Origin of the sequence: Hydrogenovibrio sp. SC-1 (genome assembly GCF_002848135.1) — a bacterium.
Lineage (GTDB): Bacteria > Pseudomonadota > Gammaproteobacteria > Thiomicrospirales > Thiomicrospiraceae > Hydrogenovibrio.
In genome coordinates, this window is record NZ_PKGB01000008.1 from 73,944 (window position 1) to 93,654 (window position 19,711).

At 44.3% G+C, this 19,711-nt stretch carries 19 protein-coding genes; 10 read left to right on the top strand and 9 right to left on the bottom strand.

The window, feature by feature from the left end:
- The first annotated feature begins 1 nt into the window (after nucleotide 1).
- The 3 genes from nrdB (at nucleotide 2) to CYQ88_RS06125 (ending at nucleotide 2,372) form a co-directional block, all read left to right on the top strand.
- Nucleotides 2–1,135: a class Ia ribonucleoside-diphosphate reductase subunit beta gene (gene nrdB, locus CYQ88_RS06115; RefSeq protein ID WP_101840474.1), complete on the top strand. Its 1,134-nt coding sequence runs from the start codon at nucleotides 2–4 to the stop codon at nucleotides 1,133–1,135.
- A gap of 102 nt (nucleotides 1,136–1,237) precedes the next feature.
- Nucleotides 1,238–1,843 carry a GDSL-type esterase/lipase family protein gene (locus tag CYQ88_RS06120; protein WP_101840475.1) on the top strand — a complete coding sequence of 202 codons (606 nt, stop codon included), beginning with the start codon at nucleotides 1,238–1,240 and terminating at the stop codon, nucleotides 1,841–1,843.
- A 13-nt stretch (nucleotides 1,844–1,856) separates the two neighbouring features.
- Complete coding sequence (locus CYQ88_RS06125) at nucleotides 1,857–2,372, top strand: N-acetyltransferase (protein WP_101840476.1); 516 nt, start codon at nucleotides 1,857–1,859, stop codon at nucleotides 2,370–2,372.
- A 42-nt stretch (nucleotides 2,373–2,414) separates the two neighbouring features.
- On the opposite strand, the gene CYQ88_RS06130 is transcribed toward CYQ88_RS06125, so the two are convergent.
- Nucleotides 2,415–5,480 carry an HD domain-containing phosphohydrolase gene (locus CYQ88_RS06130; RefSeq protein WP_101840477.1) on the bottom strand — a complete coding sequence of 1,022 codons (3,066 nt, stop codon included), beginning with the start codon at nucleotides 5,478–5,480 and terminating at the stop codon, nucleotides 2,415–2,417.
- A 279-nt stretch (nucleotides 5,481–5,759) separates the two neighbouring features.
- Between CYQ88_RS06130 and CYQ88_RS06135 the strand changes: the two genes are divergently transcribed.
- Nucleotides 5,760–7,373, top strand: a complete 1,614-nt coding sequence (locus tag CYQ88_RS06135) for an ABC-F family ATP-binding cassette domain-containing protein (protein WP_101840503.1) — start codon at nucleotides 5,760–5,762, stop codon at nucleotides 7,371–7,373.
- Between the two features lie 65 nt (nucleotides 7,374–7,438).
- Here the strand turns inward: CYQ88_RS06135 and CYQ88_RS06140 are convergent, their stop codons facing one another.
- The 7 genes from CYQ88_RS06140 to CYQ88_RS11575 all read right to left on the bottom strand — a co-directional run bounded on the left by CYQ88_RS06140 (nucleotide 7,439) and on the right by CYQ88_RS11575 (nucleotide 12,092).
- Entirely contained in the window at nucleotides 7,439–8,005 is a 567-nt protein-coding gene (locus CYQ88_RS06140; RefSeq protein ID WP_158236020.1) for a DUF3365 domain-containing protein, read from the bottom strand.
- A 71-nt stretch (nucleotides 8,006–8,076) separates the two neighbouring features.
- Nucleotides 8,077–9,261, bottom strand: coding sequence for a multidrug effflux MFS transporter (locus tag CYQ88_RS06145; RefSeq protein ID WP_101840479.1), 1,185 nt, complete (start codon nucleotides 9,259–9,261; stop codon nucleotides 8,077–8,079).
- A gap of 130 nt (nucleotides 9,262–9,391) precedes the next feature.
- Nucleotides 9,392–9,901: a hypothetical protein gene (locus CYQ88_RS06150; protein ID WP_101840480.1), complete on the bottom strand. Its 510-nt coding sequence runs from the start codon at nucleotides 9,899–9,901 to the stop codon at nucleotides 9,392–9,394.
- A 12-nt stretch (nucleotides 9,902–9,913) separates the two neighbouring features.
- Complete coding sequence (locus CYQ88_RS06155; RefSeq protein WP_101840481.1) at nucleotides 9,914–10,393, bottom strand: cupin domain-containing protein; 480 nt, start codon at nucleotides 10,391–10,393, stop codon at nucleotides 9,914–9,916.
- Between the two features lie 262 nt (nucleotides 10,394–10,655).
- Complete coding sequence (locus CYQ88_RS06160; protein ID WP_101840482.1) at nucleotides 10,656–11,336, bottom strand: hypothetical protein; 681 nt, start codon at nucleotides 11,334–11,336, stop codon at nucleotides 10,656–10,658.
- A gap of 80 nt (nucleotides 11,337–11,416) precedes the next feature.
- Complete coding sequence (locus tag CYQ88_RS11570; protein ID WP_199170170.1) at nucleotides 11,417–11,701, bottom strand: hypothetical protein; 285 nt, start codon at nucleotides 11,699–11,701, stop codon at nucleotides 11,417–11,419.
- Nucleotides 11,691–12,092, bottom strand: coding sequence for a hypothetical protein (locus CYQ88_RS11575; RefSeq protein WP_199170171.1), 402 nt, complete (start codon nucleotides 12,090–12,092; stop codon nucleotides 11,691–11,693). Before CYQ88_RS11575 ends, CYQ88_RS11570 begins: the two co-directional genes overlap by 11 nt.
- Before the next feature lie 847 nt (nucleotides 12,093–12,939).
- Between CYQ88_RS11575 and CYQ88_RS06175 the strand changes: the two genes are divergently transcribed.
- From CYQ88_RS06175 to CYQ88_RS06200, 6 genes are read left to right on the top strand one after another with little or no spacing between them, the layout of a single operon-like run.
- Complete coding sequence (locus CYQ88_RS06175; RefSeq protein ID WP_101840484.1) at nucleotides 12,940–13,626, top strand: histidine phosphatase family protein; 687 nt, start codon at nucleotides 12,940–12,942, stop codon at nucleotides 13,624–13,626.
- The gene (locus CYQ88_RS06180; RefSeq protein ID WP_233188826.1) at nucleotides 13,623–14,834 is read left to right on the top strand and encodes a metallophosphoesterase; all 1,212 of its coding nucleotides are present in this window, start codon (nucleotides 13,623–13,625) and stop codon (nucleotides 14,832–14,834) included. The genes CYQ88_RS06175 and CYQ88_RS06180 overlap by 4 nt, the downstream gene beginning before the upstream one ends.
- A 4-nt stretch (nucleotides 14,835–14,838) precedes the next feature.
- A complete protein-coding gene (locus CYQ88_RS06185) occupies nucleotides 14,839–15,150 on the top strand; it encodes an amphi-Trp domain-containing protein (RefSeq protein WP_101840485.1) in 312 nt (103 codons plus the stop codon).
- Between the two features lie 18 nt (nucleotides 15,151–15,168).
- A complete protein-coding gene (locus CYQ88_RS06190) occupies nucleotides 15,169–16,803 on the top strand; it encodes a phosphotransferase (protein ID WP_101840486.1) in 1,635 nt (544 codons plus the stop codon).
- Nucleotides 16,796–17,716, top strand: a complete 921-nt coding sequence (locus tag CYQ88_RS06195; protein ID WP_101840487.1) for a GAK system ATP-grasp enzyme — start codon at nucleotides 16,796–16,798, stop codon at nucleotides 17,714–17,716. The genes CYQ88_RS06190 and CYQ88_RS06195 overlap by 8 nt, the downstream gene beginning before the upstream one ends.
- Nucleotides 17,713–18,864 carry an HprK-related kinase B gene (locus CYQ88_RS06200; protein ID WP_101840488.1) on the top strand — a complete coding sequence of 384 codons (1,152 nt, stop codon included), beginning with the start codon at nucleotides 17,713–17,715 and terminating at the stop codon, nucleotides 18,862–18,864. The genes CYQ88_RS06195 and CYQ88_RS06200 overlap by 4 nt, the downstream gene beginning before the upstream one ends.
- On the opposite strand, the gene CYQ88_RS06205 is transcribed toward CYQ88_RS06200, so the two are convergent.
- Nucleotides 18,852–19,691 carry a YihY family inner membrane protein gene (locus CYQ88_RS06205; protein ID WP_101840489.1) on the bottom strand — a complete coding sequence of 280 codons (840 nt, stop codon included), beginning with the start codon at nucleotides 19,689–19,691 and terminating at the stop codon, nucleotides 18,852–18,854. The genes CYQ88_RS06200 and CYQ88_RS06205 overlap by 13 nt on opposite strands.
- Nucleotides 19,692–19,711 lie beyond the last annotated feature (20 nt).

Genomic DNA, 19,711 nt, shown 5'->3' on the forward strand with positions numbered 1-19,711 from the left:
TATGAGCTGTAACGAAAAACATTCTTATTCTACCTTCTGCCGTTCATCCAACAATGCCTTAAAAGAGCCGATGTTTTTTGGTCAAAATGTCAATGTTGCTCGCTATGACCAACAAAAACATGCCATTTTTGAAAAGCTCATTGAAAAACAACTGAGTTTTTTCTGGCGTCCTGAAGAAGTGGATTTATCGTCAGATCGAGGCGAATATGCCAACCTCCCGCCGCACGAACAACATGTTTTTATCAGCAATTTAAAATATCAAACCTTGCTAGATTCAGTGCAAGGTCGTTCACCAAACGTCGCTTTATTGCCGTTGGTCTCTATTCCCGAACTCGAAACCTGGATTGAAACTTGGTCTTTTTCGGAAACCATTCACAGTCGTTCCTATACCCACATTATTCGCAATATTGTGTCAGACCCCTCGCTGGTTTTTGATGATATTGTCGCCAATGAACAAATTGTTAAACGCGCCGTCAGTGTGACGGTTTATTATGACCGCCTCATCGCGCTCACGAATAAAATGTATGCGGAAGAAATTGATTTAGCCAAAGACGATGCCTTCCGCAAACAAATTAAAACCGCGCTTTATCTGACCATTGTCTCGGTCAATGTACTGGAAGCCATTCGTTTTTATGTGTCTTTCGCCTGTAGCTTCTCATTTGCCGAACGTTCATTGATGGAAGGCAATGCCAAAATTATTAAACTGATTGCTCGGGATGAAGCCCTTCACCTATCTGGCACCCAAAACATCATCAATATCATGGCCGAAGGCAAAGACGATCCTGAAATGATGGCGATTGCCAAAGAAAATGAAGAAACGGTTTACGAGATTTTCCGCGAAGCCGCCGAACAAGAAAAGCAATGGGCTGATTATCTGTTTAAAGATGGTTCCATGATCGGCTTAAATGCCAGCATCTTAAAAGACTATGTGGAATACATTACCAACACTCGCATCAAAGCGATTAAACTCAATCCGATTTTTGAAAACAAAAGCAACCCTTTGCCTTGGATGAACAACTGGTTGGTCTCCGACAATGTACAAGTTGCCCCACAGGAATCTGAAATCAGTTCTTATTTGGTCGGCCAAGTTGATTCAGCAGTCGACACCAGCGACTTTGATGATTTTGCACTCTAGTCAACTCTCTTTTTCTCTGACTTGCCCCTCTTCAGTAAGCAAGTCAGGAATTTGCGGTTACGCTTTTCACTCGACAATCACCTCCTGATACCAACGAGCTTAATGACCATGAGCGACACCCGTATTTGTTTTATTGGCGACTCTTTTGTAAACGGTACTGGCGACCCACAAATGCTGGGTTGGGCAGGGCGATTATGCGCGCAGGCACAACAGCCAGAACATGAGATAACCTATTACAATCTCGGCATTCGTCGCAATACCTCAACCGATATTCTGCAACGGTGGTCAGAAATTTCGCAACGCCAGCAAGCGGATTGCGACAATCGAATTGTACTCAGCTGCGGTGTCAACGACACGGTATTTGAAGATGGGAAACTCCGAGTTGATTTCGAAACCTCAATCCAAAATATTCAAAAGATGCTGGTTTTGATGCAAGATTCACCAGACCCAGAAGGTACAAAGGGTCTGGTCATTGGTCCTCCGCCTGTCAACGATGACACGCAAAACCAACGCATCCAAACCCTATCGAAGTCGATGCAGTTTGAAGCCGAACAAGCAGGGATCCCCTTTATCGTCTTGTTTGATGCCTTAGTTCAAGACTCAGCATATCTGGCTGAGATTGCTCAAAACGACGGTGCTCATCCTAAAGCCAATGGCTATGACAAGATGGCCCAGTTGATCTTGCAATCCGGCCAGTGGTGGTTTTAAGAAAGTAGTCAAAATGAAACAACCAGACCTTACGATTGTACCAATCATAACTCAACAACAGATTGAAGCCGTCGCCCATTTAGCAGCTCAAATTTGGCGCCAACATTTCACGCCAATTATTGGCGAAGCACAAGTGCGCTATATGCTAAAACACTTTCAAAGTACCGAGGCCATTCAACAACAAATCAACTTTGAAAGTGTCGAGTATTTTTCAGTGCAAGTGACGGATCAGATGATTGGCTATATGGCATTGATTGCCAACCCAGTTCAAAACAAAATGATGCTCAGTAAACTTTATGTTTCTGCTGGAGTAAGAGGGACAGGCGTTGGCAAAGCACTGCTAGATCATGCTGAACAGGTCAGCCATCATCAGAGGCTCAAGGCGTTATGGCTAACGGTTAATCGACATAACCAACATCCGATTGGCTGGTATCAGCGACAAGGATTTTGCATTGTTGATGAACAACAAAAAGACATCGGAAATGGTTTTGTGATGGATGATTTTATTATGGAAAAGCCGCTATTCTGATCAAAAACGAATCTAAGGAAATGGAAAGCCTAGGATTACCCTCTAATCCACTTCAAACTCAAACCCGTCTTCAGAAAATACTTTCAAACAAGCATCAACAGCATCCGTGGCGTACAAGCTACCTCTATTTTGTTTAATCTCATCCAACGCCACTTCAATACCCAGAGCTGTCTTGTATGGCCTATGGGATGCCATGGCTTCTACCACATCCGCCACTGCAACAATGCGCGCTTCTAAACATATCTCATCGCCTTTTAAGCCTTGAGGATACCCTGACCCATCAATACGTTCATGGTGCTGATAAGCAATAGCGGCCACTGGCCAAGGGAAGTGAATATCTTTAAGAATGTCATAGCCAACCTGAGCGTGGTTCTGAATCATCATATACTCAATTGCAGTCAACTTTGTCGGCTTAACCAATAATTCAGCCGGAACCTGAATCTTGCCGATATCATGAATTGTCGCCCCCATGTGAATACCTTCAATCTGGTCATCATCCAGTCCCATTCGTTTCGCAATCGCACAAGAAAGGCTCGCCACCCGGCGCTGATGACCGGCTGTATACGGATCTCTCGCCTCGACCGCTCGAGCAATTGCGTCAACCGTTCCAACAAGACTGTCATGCATTTGTTTAAAATGCTGTGCATTTTGCTCCATGGCTTTATCTCGCTCCGATCGGACTCGTAGGGTTTTAACACCAAAGGCCAAATCATCTGCCATTTCTTCTAAAAGGTTGACCTCATCCTGTGTAAAAGCATTCACCTCTTCTGCATAAACGTGCAAAATGCCAAACACCTGCTGATTGATGTTCAATGGCAGTGCAACACTTGAATTACAGCCATTTTGGATCAATTCAGCTTTCCAGCTAGGGTAGCGTGTTTCTTGCGCGATATCATTTACAATCTGTGTTTTCCCGCTCCGCACCGCTTGACCACTCGGCCCTTCTCCATTCTTATCTTCAGACCAACTAGGGCGTATATTATCGAGAATACCATCTTGATCACCGGCACTGGCCATCTTTCTAATCGACTTTCCACGATCATACTGTGCATACCCTACCCATGCCATACGATAGCCCCTCTGTTTAACTATAGCTAAACAGATTGCCTGCAGCAAAGCCTCTTCCTCAGTCACATGCACCAGTTCCCGATTAACCGTACTTAATGCTTGCAATGCTCGATTCGCATGTTCAAGACGAATTTCAGCCAGTTTGAGATCGGTAATATCTTGTGTTGTACCTGATGAGTAGAATGGTTTGCCACTAGCGTCACACTTTATTTCAACGCGTTCAAGGATATACTTGATGCGGCCGTCTGCCATTAATAAACGGTGCTCGATTTGGTATGGTTGATGGTCGATGAGCGCATTAGCAAAAGCCTCTTCGACCCTCTCTCTGTCTTCTGGATGTATTGCATCCAAAAAGGCTTCATAAGAACCACCGAACTGATTAGGCTCCATTTCAAAGATTCGATAAATCTCATTTGACCAAGAAAGTTTATTAGAAATCAAATCCAGATTCCAGCTCCCAATATGCGCCATACGTTGTGCTTCAGCGAGGTCTTGTTGACTTTGGCTAAGCTGTTGCTCGGCCAGTTTACGCTCGGTGATATCCATGGAAATACCCAGTAAATGGGTCGGATTGTTCTGTTCGTCATAAAGCCCTACTTTTAGAGTATGTAACCATTTCTGTTGTCCATCGACTGTCGCTATGGGTTCTTCTGGTATTTCCAACACTTTATGACCATCAATCACAGACCGATCCTTCTGCGTGAAGAATTCGGCCTGCTCTTTCGAGAAAAAATCAAAGTCATTCTTACCGATCAATTGCTCTTGAGAGTAGCCTAGCAACTTTTCACCCGCTTGGTTAAATCGCTCAAAACGCAAATCCTTAGCATCTTTTAAGAACAGCATCGCAGGAATATACTCCACAATGGTATCTAGCAGTTTTTGCGACTGCCTGAGTTCTTCATGAGTATGCTTCTGTTCAGTGATATCCATAAAGGTAGTCACTGCGCCAATCGTCTTGCTATCATGCTTTATCGGGTAAGACCAATAGGCCGCAGGAAAACTGGTGCCGTCTTTTCGCCAAAGCACCTCCTCATCAATATGAAAGGCTTTCCCTTCTTGGACACTTCTATGAGTTGGACATTCTGATTCTGGGTAGGGCGAGCCGTCTGGGCGCCGATAATGGATTAGAGCATGCATATCCTGACCCAATAACTCGGATTCATGCTCATATCCCAAAAGACTGACACAAGCCGCATTCGCAAAAGTACATTGCCCTTTTAGATTCTGACCATAAATCGCATGGGCAATTGAATCCGTCAGCAACCTAACTTCCGCTTCGCTTTTCTTAACAGATATTAATGTCTGCAGCTGACGACGTCCGCCAAAAAATATTCCGGCAATCCCTAATAGCCAAATTCCACCATGCCCAATCAATAAGGTTTTAATTTTCGCATTTTCAATGGTTAGTAAATCATCGACAGGAATTGAAACACTGATACCGCCACGAATATCGCCGACTTGGTATCCCTGATGCGCATGACACTTCAAACAAGACGTTTCGACAAGCATCGGCTGCATAAAACGGTAATAGCGTGTGCCATCCGCCTTTTCTTCAATGCCGGTTACTTCTTGTTTACCGTCTTCAAAGGCTTGAAGCGCTGTTATCTCCCATGAATCGGCTTTGTTGGTGGGATTAATTGGGTTGAGGCTGGTAATGTGACCGCGCAACTGCTCACTGTTTTGATCCATGAGTTCATTCACTTGGCGCATCACATAGGAGGAATTTAGGAGCGTCAACTGTTTGCCCGACTCAGTGCTGATATCCCTACCTGGAACATTCTTCAAATACTGGCTGGGCGGGGTTTTTTCATCAATTGGCACATAAACTCCGCCATGACTGATGACCCAGTTTCGGAAACCCATTTCCATCATATGAATGGTTTTGGCTTGGGTATGCATCTCAGCATAAAAAGACTGCTTATCGTGTTCTAAGTTTAAATAAACTGAAGTAGCAATGGCCAGTGTCCAGGCAAATATCAGCCCAGCCATATAAAAGCTAATGCGATTAATCTTATTATTTTTAGGGATTTTATTTTTCATACTCAAATCATACTCCTAAAAAATCAGCGATAACACGCATCATCATTTGCTAATACACATTAGCTACATAATTAATCGATTTTTTGGGTATAGAAAAGCACAATATAAGAACATTTAACCAGGCCTGGGCAGTATTGTGCATTTGTGAAAAGTGCATTTTTATCCTACAATTGAAGTTCATTTCTTTTAACTGGAGATTGGTCCAATGCGCCATTAATGCTGCGGCTTAGCCCGCCCTATTCTGACTTTTTTCTGAATCAGGCATTAATTGGAGGCTTTATGACCACCCTAATCCACTTTGAACACCTTGGCTTTCAACACCCAAACGGCCAAGTTCTTTTTGATAATCTCAATGGCAAAATCGGTCACGAAACGCTCGGTTTAGTGGGAGATAATGGCGTAGGAAAAACCACGCTTTCCTGTATTCTCGCTGGCGAATTGAGTCCGAGTAACGGTCACATCCAGCGACAAGGTTCCATCTATTACTTGCCCCAACAAATCCGACCCCAAAAAGGGGATACGCTTGCCGATTTAATGGCCATTGCCCCTATCCTTTCGGCTTTGGATCGTATTGAACAGGGCTCGATTGCAGAATCGGATTTTGAAATCGTGGGGGCTCATTGGGATATTCACCGCCAAATACAGATTCAGCTCCAGCAATATGATTTAGCACATTTAGAATTGTCCACACCTTGCGAACATCTCAGTGGGGGAGAGATGACCCGTGTTGCACTCATTGGCGCATTTTTAAGCGACGCTGATCTACTAATTTTAGACGAACCGACGAATCACTTAGATATACAGCAACGTCAAATACTGTTCCAACAAATCCGTGATTGGAAAGGAGGCATCTTAGTTGTCAGTCACGATGTGCAATTATTGCAGGAGATGGATGGTATTTTGGAATTAAGCGCGTTAGGGCTTAACCGATATGGCGGCAATTACGATTTTTATCAACAACAAAAATTGTCAGAACAACAAGCATTGCAGGCGAATCTTGACCATGCCAAGCAACAGCGCAAAGTGGAATTGAAAGCCTTACAAAGACAACAAGAACGCCAACAAAAAAAACAGGCCAGCGGTCAGCGTGAAAACAAATTTGCCAATCAAGCGAAAAGCCTGCTTGATTGCCAAAAAGAACGCAGCCAACACACTTCAGCCAAACTGAATCGACACATTAGCGACACTCGCCAACAACTGAACCAAAATGTACAGCAAGCGGCACAAGCTCTCCCCAAAGAAACTCCGCGATATTTGTTTGCACCCCAAACACAAGTAACCGACAACAAAATGATGGTCACGCTTCACAAGCTGGTGATGCCTTTTGGATTAATGAATGGAGAGCCTTTTAACCTTGAGATAATCGGCCCGAAACGACTGGCTTTAATCGGCCCTAATGGCTGTGGAAAATCAACACTGTTAAAACTTATCGCTGGTCAAATCGCCGCTGACTCAGGTGATCGACACTGCTTTGTATCTTGTGCATATATCGATCAACATGCCAACCCGTTACAACCAGAGAAAGACGTCTTGGAACAGCTTCGTCAAAGCAGTGGTTTCTCTGAATCCGATGCCAGACAACGACTGGCCTTAATCGGTTTAAGTGCCGACAAAGTCACCTTGCCCAGTTGCCAGTTAAGTGGTGGAGAGCGTATGAAAGCCGCCTTATTGTGTGTTCTTTATCGCCGCACCCCCGTGCAACTGTTGTTATTGGACGAACCCAATAACCACATCGACCTATCAAGTAGCCAAGCATTGGTTGAGATGCTCAACCAATACCAAGGCGCATTAATCATTGTCTCGCACGACATCGCATTTCTCAGCCAACTTCAGCTCACGCATTCCTTGAAATGGCAAACCAAACAGCAAGTTCCGACCTGGCAGGCCTGGTGACATTTAACGCTCAAAACGGCGTTTTCGCGGTGAAAAACGCCCAGGCCTGGTTTGATATAGACGGGTTATAACGCCTTTTTAAAACTAAAAGCACCGCGAATCTGGCCGACGGTATAGCCAGTGGCTTTGTCGTTTGGATAGAGTTCTTGCAACTTCTGCTTAACACCGTCATTCAAATTGGTGCCATGACAATGCAAACAAGGCTGGCCTTTACCAATCCCAATCGCTTTCATATAGCGAAAGGTCTTCTGGCCATTCTCCTGCACCACTTCACTATATTCAATATTCTTAGGTTTCATACCTTCGGCTTGCTGTTGTTCAAACTGGTTTAACACCTTAGTTTCCCACGCATCGGGTTCTGCAATCGGAGAACGATTTTTTAAACTGACCCGTTTTATATCCCAGCCGGAACTTTTGCTTATGTCTTGTGCAATCTTAGGAGCCTTATCTTTACACACACTAATAGCATGCACAGGCCCACCCGCTTTCATCGCTGCGCCCAATGCGGGTTTTAATTTCCCCATAAACTGCTTTGCTAACGCTCGTGCTTCAACCACCTCTGCGGAATTGGCAAAACTGACACTGCTCAAACTCACGCCCAGCCCCAAAACTAACACCTTGCTTAATTTCATAATGGCACCCTTTCTGTTATTAACTGAAATAGAAACTTTCAAATAAAACATATTATCACAAGATGATATGACTAAATAGCACGGCGCACATTCAACCATAACAATCCCGTCATTGAAAACAATAAAGCCTGGGCAATCGCCATCCACTGTAAGCTGTCCTCAACAACTGGTACTACAAAAGCAGCAACCAATCCGGCAGTGCCCATTTGAAATAAACTTTGTAACGAACTGGCCATCCCCCTCCGACTTGGCAAACAATCAAGCGCGGCAATGGTTAAACCAGGATTTGCCATCGCAAACCCAACGGCATAGAGCACCAAAGGCGCAATCACCATCCAGGGTGCTGCATCAAACTGGCTTTCTAAAATCACATTGGTCGCCACGCTTAACCCACCGAGTAGTAGCGCAAACGTCACCACGCGCAGACTGTTAAATCGATGACTTAATCGGTGCACCAATACCGACCCAAACAGAATCCCTGCCACCACAGGCACGAAAAACAACCAGAACTGTTGTTCAGATAAATGCAAGTGGTCATAAATCAGACTGGCCGCCCCCGCGACGTAAACAAAAAAACCGCCAATCAGAAACCCTTGCGCTAAAATAATTTTTACAAAATAAGGGTGCCATAAGCTATGCCAATACCCGCGTGCAATATGGCTTGGGTGAATCGACTGCACATGCGCCGGATTCTGCGTTTCAACCACTCGGAAATAAAACAACAGCACGATTGACAATGCATACAGTGCCAAGAAATAAAACACCGAGCGCCAACCGAAGGTGACTTCCAACCAACCGCCAATAATCGGTGCCAATGCCGGTGCAGCGGCAAACAACATCATCATAATGGCCATCGCCCGTTGCGCATCCTGACCTTTAAAATAATCGCGAATCATCGCTCGGCTCGCCACCATACTGCCCGCTGCCATCACCCCCTGCAAAGCACGGCCCAGTAATAACACCTCATAACTGGTTGCCAACGCGCATAAAATCGATGCAGCCAAATAGCCCAGCAAACTGCCTAAGATAATCGGCCTGCGCCCCCACTTATCCGCCATTGGCCCCCAAAACAAGGTCGCAATGGCAAAGCATCCTAAATACACCGCCAACGTTTGCGTTAGCATCGCACGCGTGGCATGCAACTCGGCTTCAATAAAGGGAAAACACGGCAAGTAAGTATCAATTGAAAAAGGGGCCAGCATTCCAATTAAGGCCACCACCACAATTAATACAAAAGGCGACAAAGCTGTCTTCATAAGGTTTCTCAGTTATTCCAGTCGGCAAGCCTGCATTCTACGAAATTTCTCGTCTCAAAAATGCTTTTTGGCTAAGTCATTCATCATTTAAAGGATAGTTAATACAGAGGTAAGGCGCGTTAAAGTTTTTTTAAAAACCCTGTTTGAGGAGATTACGGATTCTTGCTTTTACAGAGGGCGCTTCATCTCGCATCGCCATTTCGAAAAACTGCTCGGTTTCTGTCTGATACTCAGGATACTGCTTGGCCAATACATAAAAGCCGTTATAAGCCCAAGCACGAACAAACTTATTGTGATCACATAAAGTCGCTCTTAAAAATTGCTCAACCGGAAGTTTTTGTGGTGCATCAATCGTCAAAAATGGCAGACATTGCAACGCATGCAGCTTCGATTCCCAATCCGTTAACAAATGTAATTGATCCAAAATCCCCGCTGTTTGTTTTGCAGAAACTGTCTGCCCCTGCTCAAACGCGGCTTTAAGCAACCAACTCGCGCCCTTTTGACAAGTCTCACGACCCACCAGCTCGATCAAGAAATCCATAAAATCTGCATCATGCAGATGGGCATCCAATATGCCAGCTAACTCAGCAACCGATTTGCCGTCCCAGTTCAATATTGCTTGCTCAAGCGCCTTGGACATAGTTTCACCCCATTAATAAGGCGAGCCATCTTTGTGTAAAAACTGCCATTGGTCATCCACGCGAATCGCTTGCAGATCATCATCGGGATAAGTCACCTCATCCCCCGGTGTTCTATCGCCAATCTCCAGATAAACAACCGCGTCTTCCGTGTCATTAGACAAACTATAAGCCTGCCCTGTTCCCGCCTTCATGCCTGAACACATACCCGGCGCAAGCGCAATCGGACCTTGATCCGTATGTAAAGTTGGGTGACCCTGCAAAATATAAAGAAATTCATCCTGCTTAGAATGCGCATGACGAATCGCCGACACCGCATGGGGCGCTAAGGTGGTTAGATTCACCCCAAAGTTTGTCAGCCCGAAAAAGTCACCCAGTTGTCGCTTTGCACGACCCGCCATTTGCGAAGCAAACGGCTCAGGGTAACTCGATACCATCTCTCGCAATGGCACTTCATCCACTTGAATGGCTAAATGATCTTGTTTATCCTGCATAAACGCCCCCAGAAATCACACACTCTTAAATGAACAAAACCCAACCAAATTTGACCAGGCCTGGTCAAAACCAATCGAGTCTGACCCTATTGATAGAGAAAAGTGATTAGCGATCCCAATGCTACCGACCAAATGGCTATTGGAATAGTTTTCATAGCTTCAATCAATATGGTGCTTTTAATGTAAAAGGCTTAACGCCTACAGCAGAGGAAAACCGCGGCACAGCGTAGGTTTTTCCTACTGCCAGTACTTGTTAGCGATTTCATAGTTTGTCTTGTTGTGCCAATTCTTGTGCCATATCCGTAATAAACCTCAAATTTGATAGCTCCCAAGGAATCATTGTAAGCTCATCCTCGCGGTTTATTGACGCATCGATGATAAATTTTGGAGCTTTATGGCCACTGACCACAAAAACCCATGCAATACCACCAAAGACGAAACGATATGCATAATGGTTTTCAAGGCGTGTCCATGTTGGCGCGACTATAAGCGCCTCTTGAACCTTATTTTCATGGATAATTGGTGACAAAATAAAAGGGTACTGATACTCAGTACCTGGGTTGTCATTTAGCACCATTACCCGAAGCTTCTCTTCGTGCGGCCCCAATTTTACTTGGCTAAAAACGCTTAAATTAGAGACACCAGCCCGCCAAAGTACCGAAAGTGCAAATAGTTTAAATTGTTGATAGTCAATATTACCAAGATGAACCAATCTTCCTTCATTACGTACAGATAGGCTAAAACCTCCATTAAGGACGAGGCTTGCGTACCTTTCATATTTCGAAAGGTGTTGTTCACATTCTGAGCAAAGAAGTTTTTCTCTTATGCCTTTTTGAGACATTTTATTTTTCTTCTTTACATCATCAGATATTTCATGAAAACGATGTTTTTCATCATACAGTGATGAGTAAATGAACTCCGGTATGATATGGGAGTTTTTCAACTCCCTTTCCTTTTGGCATAACTTGCACGTCACTTGCTTCACTCGCTAACAGTGAGATATACAGGACGCCGTCCTATATATCAATATTTGGCATGATATTCCTGAATGTGCTTTTGGACTTCATGATCGAGTTTATCGAAAAAATCTATCAATATTTCAATGAAATACCCAATAAATTCAGAATTAACATTTATTCCTCTTCCTTTATTACCAGACAGATGCTTGGCCCCGAAAACAAATATATTCACTTTTGCTTTAGCGTCACTCGGAAGTGTTCCGCCATTATGGACAATGATATTCCTCACCAGATTGACACCTTTTATTATTGGAAGCTCTGAACCAAAGGATGAAAAATCAACATTCACCACTTTTTTTTAAGAACAATAGTGCCCTTTCAACTCCCTGGCCATGAATGTCTTTCAGTTTAATATCGCTGTCAATGCTCTCATAAAATATGTGACACAAAGAATTTAGCTGATGCTCGAGGAAGTTAAAAACTGTGATAACCAATGACTCCCTATGCAAACTGGGATATTTATACTGATTAAGGTGAAGATCCCAAGAATAACTATCTACAATATCTTCATGATTTTTTTCAGGATATTTTTTTAATAATTCGGATAGTTCTTCCTGTAAAGAGTCATCTTTCTCTTTCCATGAAGCCTCAGACAATTGATTGAAACCTGCAAGATCCCTAAGCTCATTTTTTGCTAAATGGCAGTGAATGCATAGTCCATTTCCAAAGAAATCTACCATATGAGACCCTTCTCCTTTATTGCCTAACGTTTAAGCTAACCAGCCACGCATTAGCGCGGTCGGGTTGAGTGTATTGTTAGCACTAAGGATTTGGCTGTGGCCAAAAGTTGTTTGCATAAGTAGTACCTATGGATGTGAACAGTAAAATCACTCCAAAGAGAAAAGCAATACAGGCAAGCCAAAACAAAAACCATGTAATACGGCCGTATCCCTCAGAACTAATCCAGAAGATTGTTAGTGGTTTCGTGTAGTCCGAGTTGCTATTTTTTCTTACCATTCTGGCTGTAAGTCGAAAGTCTAGTAGCCTTGATACAACAGACAAAACACTAGCTATAGCTGCAAGTAGAAGTAATGGAAATGACCAAACGAACATGTCCTTGAATAACCCTAAAGGTGTGAAAGTTGTGTCTTGAAGAAGGGAGAACCCAACGGCTATGCTAGAAATTGACAGGCCTGTAATAAGTGCAATAGCGACTGATAGTTGTGCTATTGCTTGCCCCTGCCATCTTGTGAATCGTTCATCCGCCAATTGAACCTCCTTTGAGTGCTAACATTTAGTACAAGGCAATATTGCCAACTTATTGGGTATTGGCGTTATTCTCACAACTATTTGCCTGCATATTGGTAAGACCGGTCAATTTGACAAGGTATCGGTTATTAGCAGGATTTTCGGCCATTCTAAAAAACAAACCTTTTGCATATTAACACGTTATAAATCATCACACTAATTAAATATGCTAATTCAGTTTTAGCAATTATCGTTAACTCTTCATCGTATTTGGTTTTGTTATAAAACCGTCATTTTGTCATCATCTGCTGGTCAAATTGCGACGTTATACTGCGCAGCATGATTCATTCTTATCCACAATATTTGGCGTTTGTTCGTCATGGCGAGTACTATCAACGCGCCGATACGCCCAGTGCGTGTCAGGCGGGTGCGCTGACGCCACAAGGTGAGCAACAAGCGCAAGCAGCGGCTTTGGCCATTGCGGAATTTGCGCACGCCCAGCAGCTGACCCTAGAAAACACAGTATTCACCTCTCAACTATTGCGCGCTTGGCAAACAGGCGATGTGCTGTCGCAGCACCTTCAGCAACAGGTTCCGCAAGATTTCGACTGCAAGGCACTGGACGATTTGCATGAGCGGTGTGTCGGCGCGTTTGCCAACCTGACCCGTGCTGAAATTGAACAAGCCGTTAAAGCCGATCCGCGCAATGCGCCTATGCCGGACAATTGGAAATCGAACAGTCATTATTGTTTGCCTGCGCTGGGCGCGGAATCTTTATTGGATGCCGGCTATCGAGTTCTGCAAAGACTACAAGCGTTACTGGCCTATCCGTCCACCCGATTAACAACAGTGGTTGGTCATGGCGCGGCTTTTCGACATGCCGCCTATTGGATGGGCGTTTTACCCTTTGATGATATTCAACGTTATTCAATGCACCACGGTCGTCCATTGTTTTTTAAATACCACCCAGATGAAGGCTGGCAAAAAATCGGCGGCGATTGGAAAATACGGGAAACACAACCATGATTTATGCACAATCTGTTGAGCCTTGGCAGGCGCAGGCCACTTCGCCAATACAGGTGCCTTTAGAAAATTGGCTAGCACCCACTAAAGACACTTATTTTTTTACCGATTTACACGCGGATGCTGAAGCCTTTTTACGTTCACTGAAATTAAGTCATTTAGTGACTTTGGATAGCACTGTGTCGGCTATCCAATTAACGACTAAGGCGATGAGCGGTCAAATTATTATTGGCGGCGATTGTTTTGATAAAGGGCCAAGCAATTTACAATTATTGAAACTGATTGCACAGCTGAGATCGACGGATTTGGTGATACTGGCAGGGAATCATGATATTCGCCTGTATGCCGGATTGCGTGCAATTGATTTTATGGAGGATGCTTGTCAGGCACATTTCTTTGTACGCATGGGTCGCAAAGTGATTAATTTATTTGCTGAAGTTTATCGTGCCTATTGCCAAGACTTACCCGAAGTAACCCTAACCGATGCTGAAATTCGCGCCAAACTGTTTCCCAATAAGGATTGGTTTAATGACTTCCCAGTTCATGCCAAACCTTTTTTATCGGCTAAAAAAATCAATAAAGAATGCCAGCAAATCGCCCGTAAAAAGCATGATTTTACCCAGGCCTGGTCAGAATTAGGCTTTAACCTCAAGCAACTGTACCAAGCGGCGGAACAGACTCGCCGGTTATTTGTGCAACCCGAAGGGGAATTTGCGTGGTTTTTCAGCTCGCTCAATCTATTACATATTTCCGGCAGCTATTGCTTTAGTCATGCGGGAATGGATGACCAAATTGCGGAAAAACTAAGTCATCAAAGTGTCGATGAGCTTAATGATCAGTTGCACCAACACCTACAAGCGGGCCATATTTTCCAGTTGTATTACAGCGCATATGGCAATGTGTTTCGCACCAAATACCGCGAAAACGATTGGCCACTAACCGAACAAGGCGCGGCGCACTTAAAACAACAGCACCTGTTTGCTTTGGTAAACGGCCATCGCAGTCACTTACAAGGTCAGCAACTCTTTATTCGCCAAGGGCTGCTGCATTTCGAGTGTGATACGTTGCTCAATGCCAACTGTCGGTTAAAATCAAACCGTCAATCTTTGGGAGAAGCTGTTACAATTTTCTATGCTGATGGTATGGTATCGGCTCTAAGTGGTGACTATCCCGCCACCAAACAATTTCATCCGAAAGACTTAGATAGGTGACCTTATGGCAAAGAAGACTCCTTATTTTGAACATGAATCCTTACAAGATAAGGATGCGATTGTCAGTTATTTAAAAGCCATTACCCAGGGGTTCAAAAAAGGGGCCATTAAGTTAAGCGATGAGGATGAAGACTTTGTGCTCACGCCTCAGGCATTTGCTAATTTGAAAATTAAGGCGACCCAAAGCAAAAAGGGGCAAACGCTCAATATTAAAATCAATTGGTCTTCGGATCAGGATGAAGATGCCGATGACGCCCCCTTATTTATTGCCCCCAAAACCCCTAAAAAATCGAAAAATAATAAAAAGTCTTCTTAACGCCGATTTGCTTCCATTATGCAATTAATCCCCCCACTCTATGACCCGCTTCGATTTTTAATTATCGAATTGCAAAAGCAATTGGAGTTGGTCACACTCTTTTTTGAAACGGGAGAAGCCGATGTTGCCGAACGCAGTTTGGCGCGTGTCGATTATATTGATAATTATCACCTGAATTTATTGAACCGCGCTGCGGCTTTTTTAACTGAACACCCAGAACCCGAAAGCCGCGTTGCCGTACAAAGCTACGAACATTTAAATCAAAGTTTAAAAACCCTTTCTCGCCAATGCCAAGCAATCGTGTTCCAAGCGCAGGCCTGTCGCAGCACCTTGAAAATCCTGCGTCGCAAAGCGGTTTTTAAAGCGTTGCAAGATTTAACCGCCGGGCTAGAAATGATTGAACCCGCCGTTGAATCGGAAGGTTCGAGTTTGGCAATTGATATTTGTCGGTTAAAAGTCCACATAGATAAACGTTGTGACCAACAGCTTGATCGCTTAAAAAAACGGCTAAAAAAAGGCCAGCAAACCGACGTTTTGCTGAATGCCAGCTTTGTGTTACGCGATATCAGCGCCATGGGTGAAGCGCTGCTCCGCATTGGCGAAGGGATTATTTCTGCCAACCTTGGGCAGATGATCCAGATTGAACGCTATCACTCGTTGGAAGCCACCTTAACTGCTTTGGAATTGAATCCGCAACAAAACGAATTATCAATCCGCGCCTTGGGTGAAACTAAATCCGGTTGCAGTTTGTCGGGTGTGATGGGTGCAGACTCTGAAGGCGAAATGCTGGCGGTGTTTAAAGAAGGTGACCAAGCCAAATTGCAAGAAGAAAAAACCGGCATCGAAAGTTGGCATCAGGTGTACCCAGGCATCGCCCCCAAAGTCTATTCTTATCATAAGAATGGCAGTAAAGCGGCCTTGCTGTTTGAATATCTCACCGGAGATACCTTTGAACGGCTGTTGTTAGATAAAGATCGGAAGCTGTTAAAAAGGGGGTTAAATACCTTATTCGGCACTTTAAAAAATATTTGGCAAGAAACCCAAGCTGAAGAGGCCCAAGCCGCACACTATATGCAACAGCTAAAAAAACGACTACCTGCGATTTTTGCCGTGCACCCCGAATTTGAACACAAAATGATCAATATCAATGGTGTTAAATCCCATTCGATTGACAATTTAATCGAGGCCTGTGCCACCATTGAAGACGGCTTAACCGTGCCGAATGCGGTCTATATTCATGGCGATTTTAATCTGGACAATATTATTTACGATTCGGTGGAAGATGAAGTGAATTTTATTGATTTGCACCGCTCGGACTATCAAGACTATGTTCAAGATTTATCGGTGTTAATGGTGTCCTGTTATCGCATTGCCAATTTCGACCCCAAAGTCCGTAAGTTGATTGCGCAAACCATGCAAGCAATTTATGACTTTGGGGCCGATTATGCCAATCAAATCAACGACCACAGCTATACCTTGCGTATGGCATTGGGCTTAAGTCGATCCTTTTTAACCTCGACCCGGTTTGTATTGGATAAACAACATGCCAAAGCCATGCATTTTCGAGCGCGCTATTTATTAGAGCAAATCGTGCGATTATCCCCTCAACAACTGAATCATTACCAAATACCAAAAGAGATTTTCCATGACTAATCAATCCCCTTTTAAAATTGGCGTGGTCGGTATTCCCGGCAAATGGTCAACCGAAATCTTAGCCGATGAAATTGAAGCGCTCACTGGGTTCCGTTTGGTCATTGATATTGAACAGGTGGTTGCTGACTTGACAAAACCCTCGGTTAAATTCCAAAACCATTGTTTGTGTGATTTGGATGCCATCGTCATTAAAAAGGTCTCTCAAACTTATAGTCCAGCAGTGATTGATCGGCTTGAGATTTTGCGGTTTGTGGAAAAATGTGGTGTGCAGATTTTTTCTAAGCCGCATGAAATCATTCGCCTAGTGGATCGACTCAGTTGTACCGTGTCGCTGACAAAGGCGCAAATACCGATGCCACCGACCGTCATTACCGAAAGTTTAGAGGCAGCGCTTGATACAGTGCAACAATTTGGTGATACCATTTTAAAGCCGTTGTTTTCCACCAAAGCACGCGGCATGGAATGGCTTAGCTCTAAAAGCAGTAAAAAAACGTTAACCTCGCAACTGAAAAGCTATTATGAAAAACAGGGGTTTTTCTATTTACAAAAAAAATTGGCCCTGCCGGGAAAAGATTTGGGCTTGGTGTTTTTAGGTGGCGAATACCAAGGCGCTTATGCGCGGGTGGGCAATGGTAACAGTTGGAACACCACCATTCACTCCGGCGGCAAATATGCCGAAGCCTTTCCGTCGGATGAGATTATCGACATGGCACACCGAGCCCAATCAGTTTTTGACTTGAGCTATACCACTGTCGATATTGCTGAAACCGAAGAAGGTCCTGTGTGTTTTGAGGTCTCTGCTTTTGGCGGCTTTAAAGGCGCACAAGAAGGCTTAAATATTAATATGGCGGCACGTTATGCGGCCTATGTAGTCAACCAACTCCACGCAACTCAAATCGTAAAAACCGCATGAAGAACGCTCAGCTCCTCACACAACAGTTCAACCAAACCTTGCAAGATCAACCCTGCTTACCCGAAGGGCTATTGTTGCCTTTGACCGATTATGCCATTGCCATTCGCTCAAATTCACGCGAATTGCTAACGATACTCGCCGACTATTTTCACGTCGAAATGACCTTAGAGTTGCAGTCAGCAGACCTAGCCGTTCAAGCGATTGAAACCGATGACTATTTAGACCTAGGCGAACACTGGGCAGACTGGGCACGTGAAGCGGGGAAAAGCGGTCGCAAAGAAACCTTTTTGGATGCTGACGATGGCCGGTTTATTTATAAAATCAAAACCGGTATGGTGTTTTGGCAAAACGCCACCCAGCCTTATGCCTTCGGCCCTGTTGAGCAATATCCTAATCAGGTCGTGAACTTTGTTTTAAGCCAATATCTTAATCACCATTTGCGTCAAGGCTGGCTATTAGGCCATGCTGCCGGTTTACAAATCGAGGGTAAAGGAGTTGCTATTGCTGGCTTGTCTGGCGGCGGCAAATCAACGCTGATGCTGCACCTATTAGAGCAAGGGCAACACTTTATTAGTAATGACCGCTTACTGATTCAAGCTTGCGAACCAACTTCTATCCCGTCTAAAACGACCAGGCCTGTCGAATCCCTTGGGAATGGGACGTTTTGGATGCGAGGCATTCCCAAGCAACCGCGCATTAACCCAGGCACTATTGTGCATAATGCAAGATTACATTCGTTGATTCCAGCAGAAAGACGCCACCAGTTATTAGAACTGTCTTCGTCGAAGTTGCGCCATTTAGAAGAAAAATACGATGCGGATGTCGATCAGCTTTTTCATGCAGATTGCACGCAATCGGAAGCGCCACTGCATTTATTAGTGATACTGAATTGGTCTGCTAAAGCAGATCAGCCTACCCAAGCACACCGAACCACCTTAGCGCAAAGCCCTGAACTATTGCCGGCTTTAATGAAAAGCGCGGGGCCTTTTTTTGCAGATGCTCAGGGACAGTTTTTACCAAATCAAACACCTGCCGATGCCGAAAGCTACCTAACCCAATTAGCAAATCTGCCTTGCCTCGAAATCTCGGGACATCTGGATTTTTTACAGGCTCGGGATGCGGTTTTAGAACAGCTTCAATCGCTTTGACTGGGCGGCTTAACGACCACTAAATCGATCTGTCGCACCACCGAGGCATTAAAAATAATCACCAACCACAGTAAATACAACCATAACAAAAATAACGGAATGACGGCAAAGGCACCGTAAATCAAATCATAGGTTGGAAACCATTTCACATAGACGCCAAAGCCAAATTTAAGCAGTTCCAACTCCAGGGTGGTCAATAAAGCGCCCACCCAAGCTGCTCGACTCGAAACTTTGACGGCAGGCACGAATCGGTATAAAAACCAAAACCCGACCACATTGATAAAGAAAGGTAATTGCTTTAAGGCATCCGCCATCCAAAAGAGATCGGGCAAAATTGGTGCGGCTAATAACAACGAACTCAACACCAGTCCCGCCCCTAATATTAAAGGGCCTAATAAACTAACGCCTAAATAATGCAACAAACTCACCCACCAGCGTCGTTGATAATGGCGGTGCCACATTAAGTTAATTTTTTTATCAATGGTCCACAGTAAAATCAGTGCAATGGCAAACATGGAAATAATGCCGACCCCTTGCAGTTGCCCCGCTTTTTGCGCAAACTTGAGTAAGTAGGCTTCCACCTGCGGTGTGGCTTCTGGCAATAAGAAATGTAGCACCTTATCAATCACTTCCGCCTGAAAAACTGCAAAGCTATCGGATAAGGCAAATACCCCAAACAGAATCGCTAAAAAAGGCACCAACCCCACCAAAGAGGCATAGGCCAAAATGGTTACCGCATCCAAGCCTTGCTTATCAATAAAATTCACTGCCGCTTGTTGCCAGAATTGACTTCTATAAACACGCGGTTCAATCGGTTTTTTATTCATAAGCCAAAGTATATCCCTGT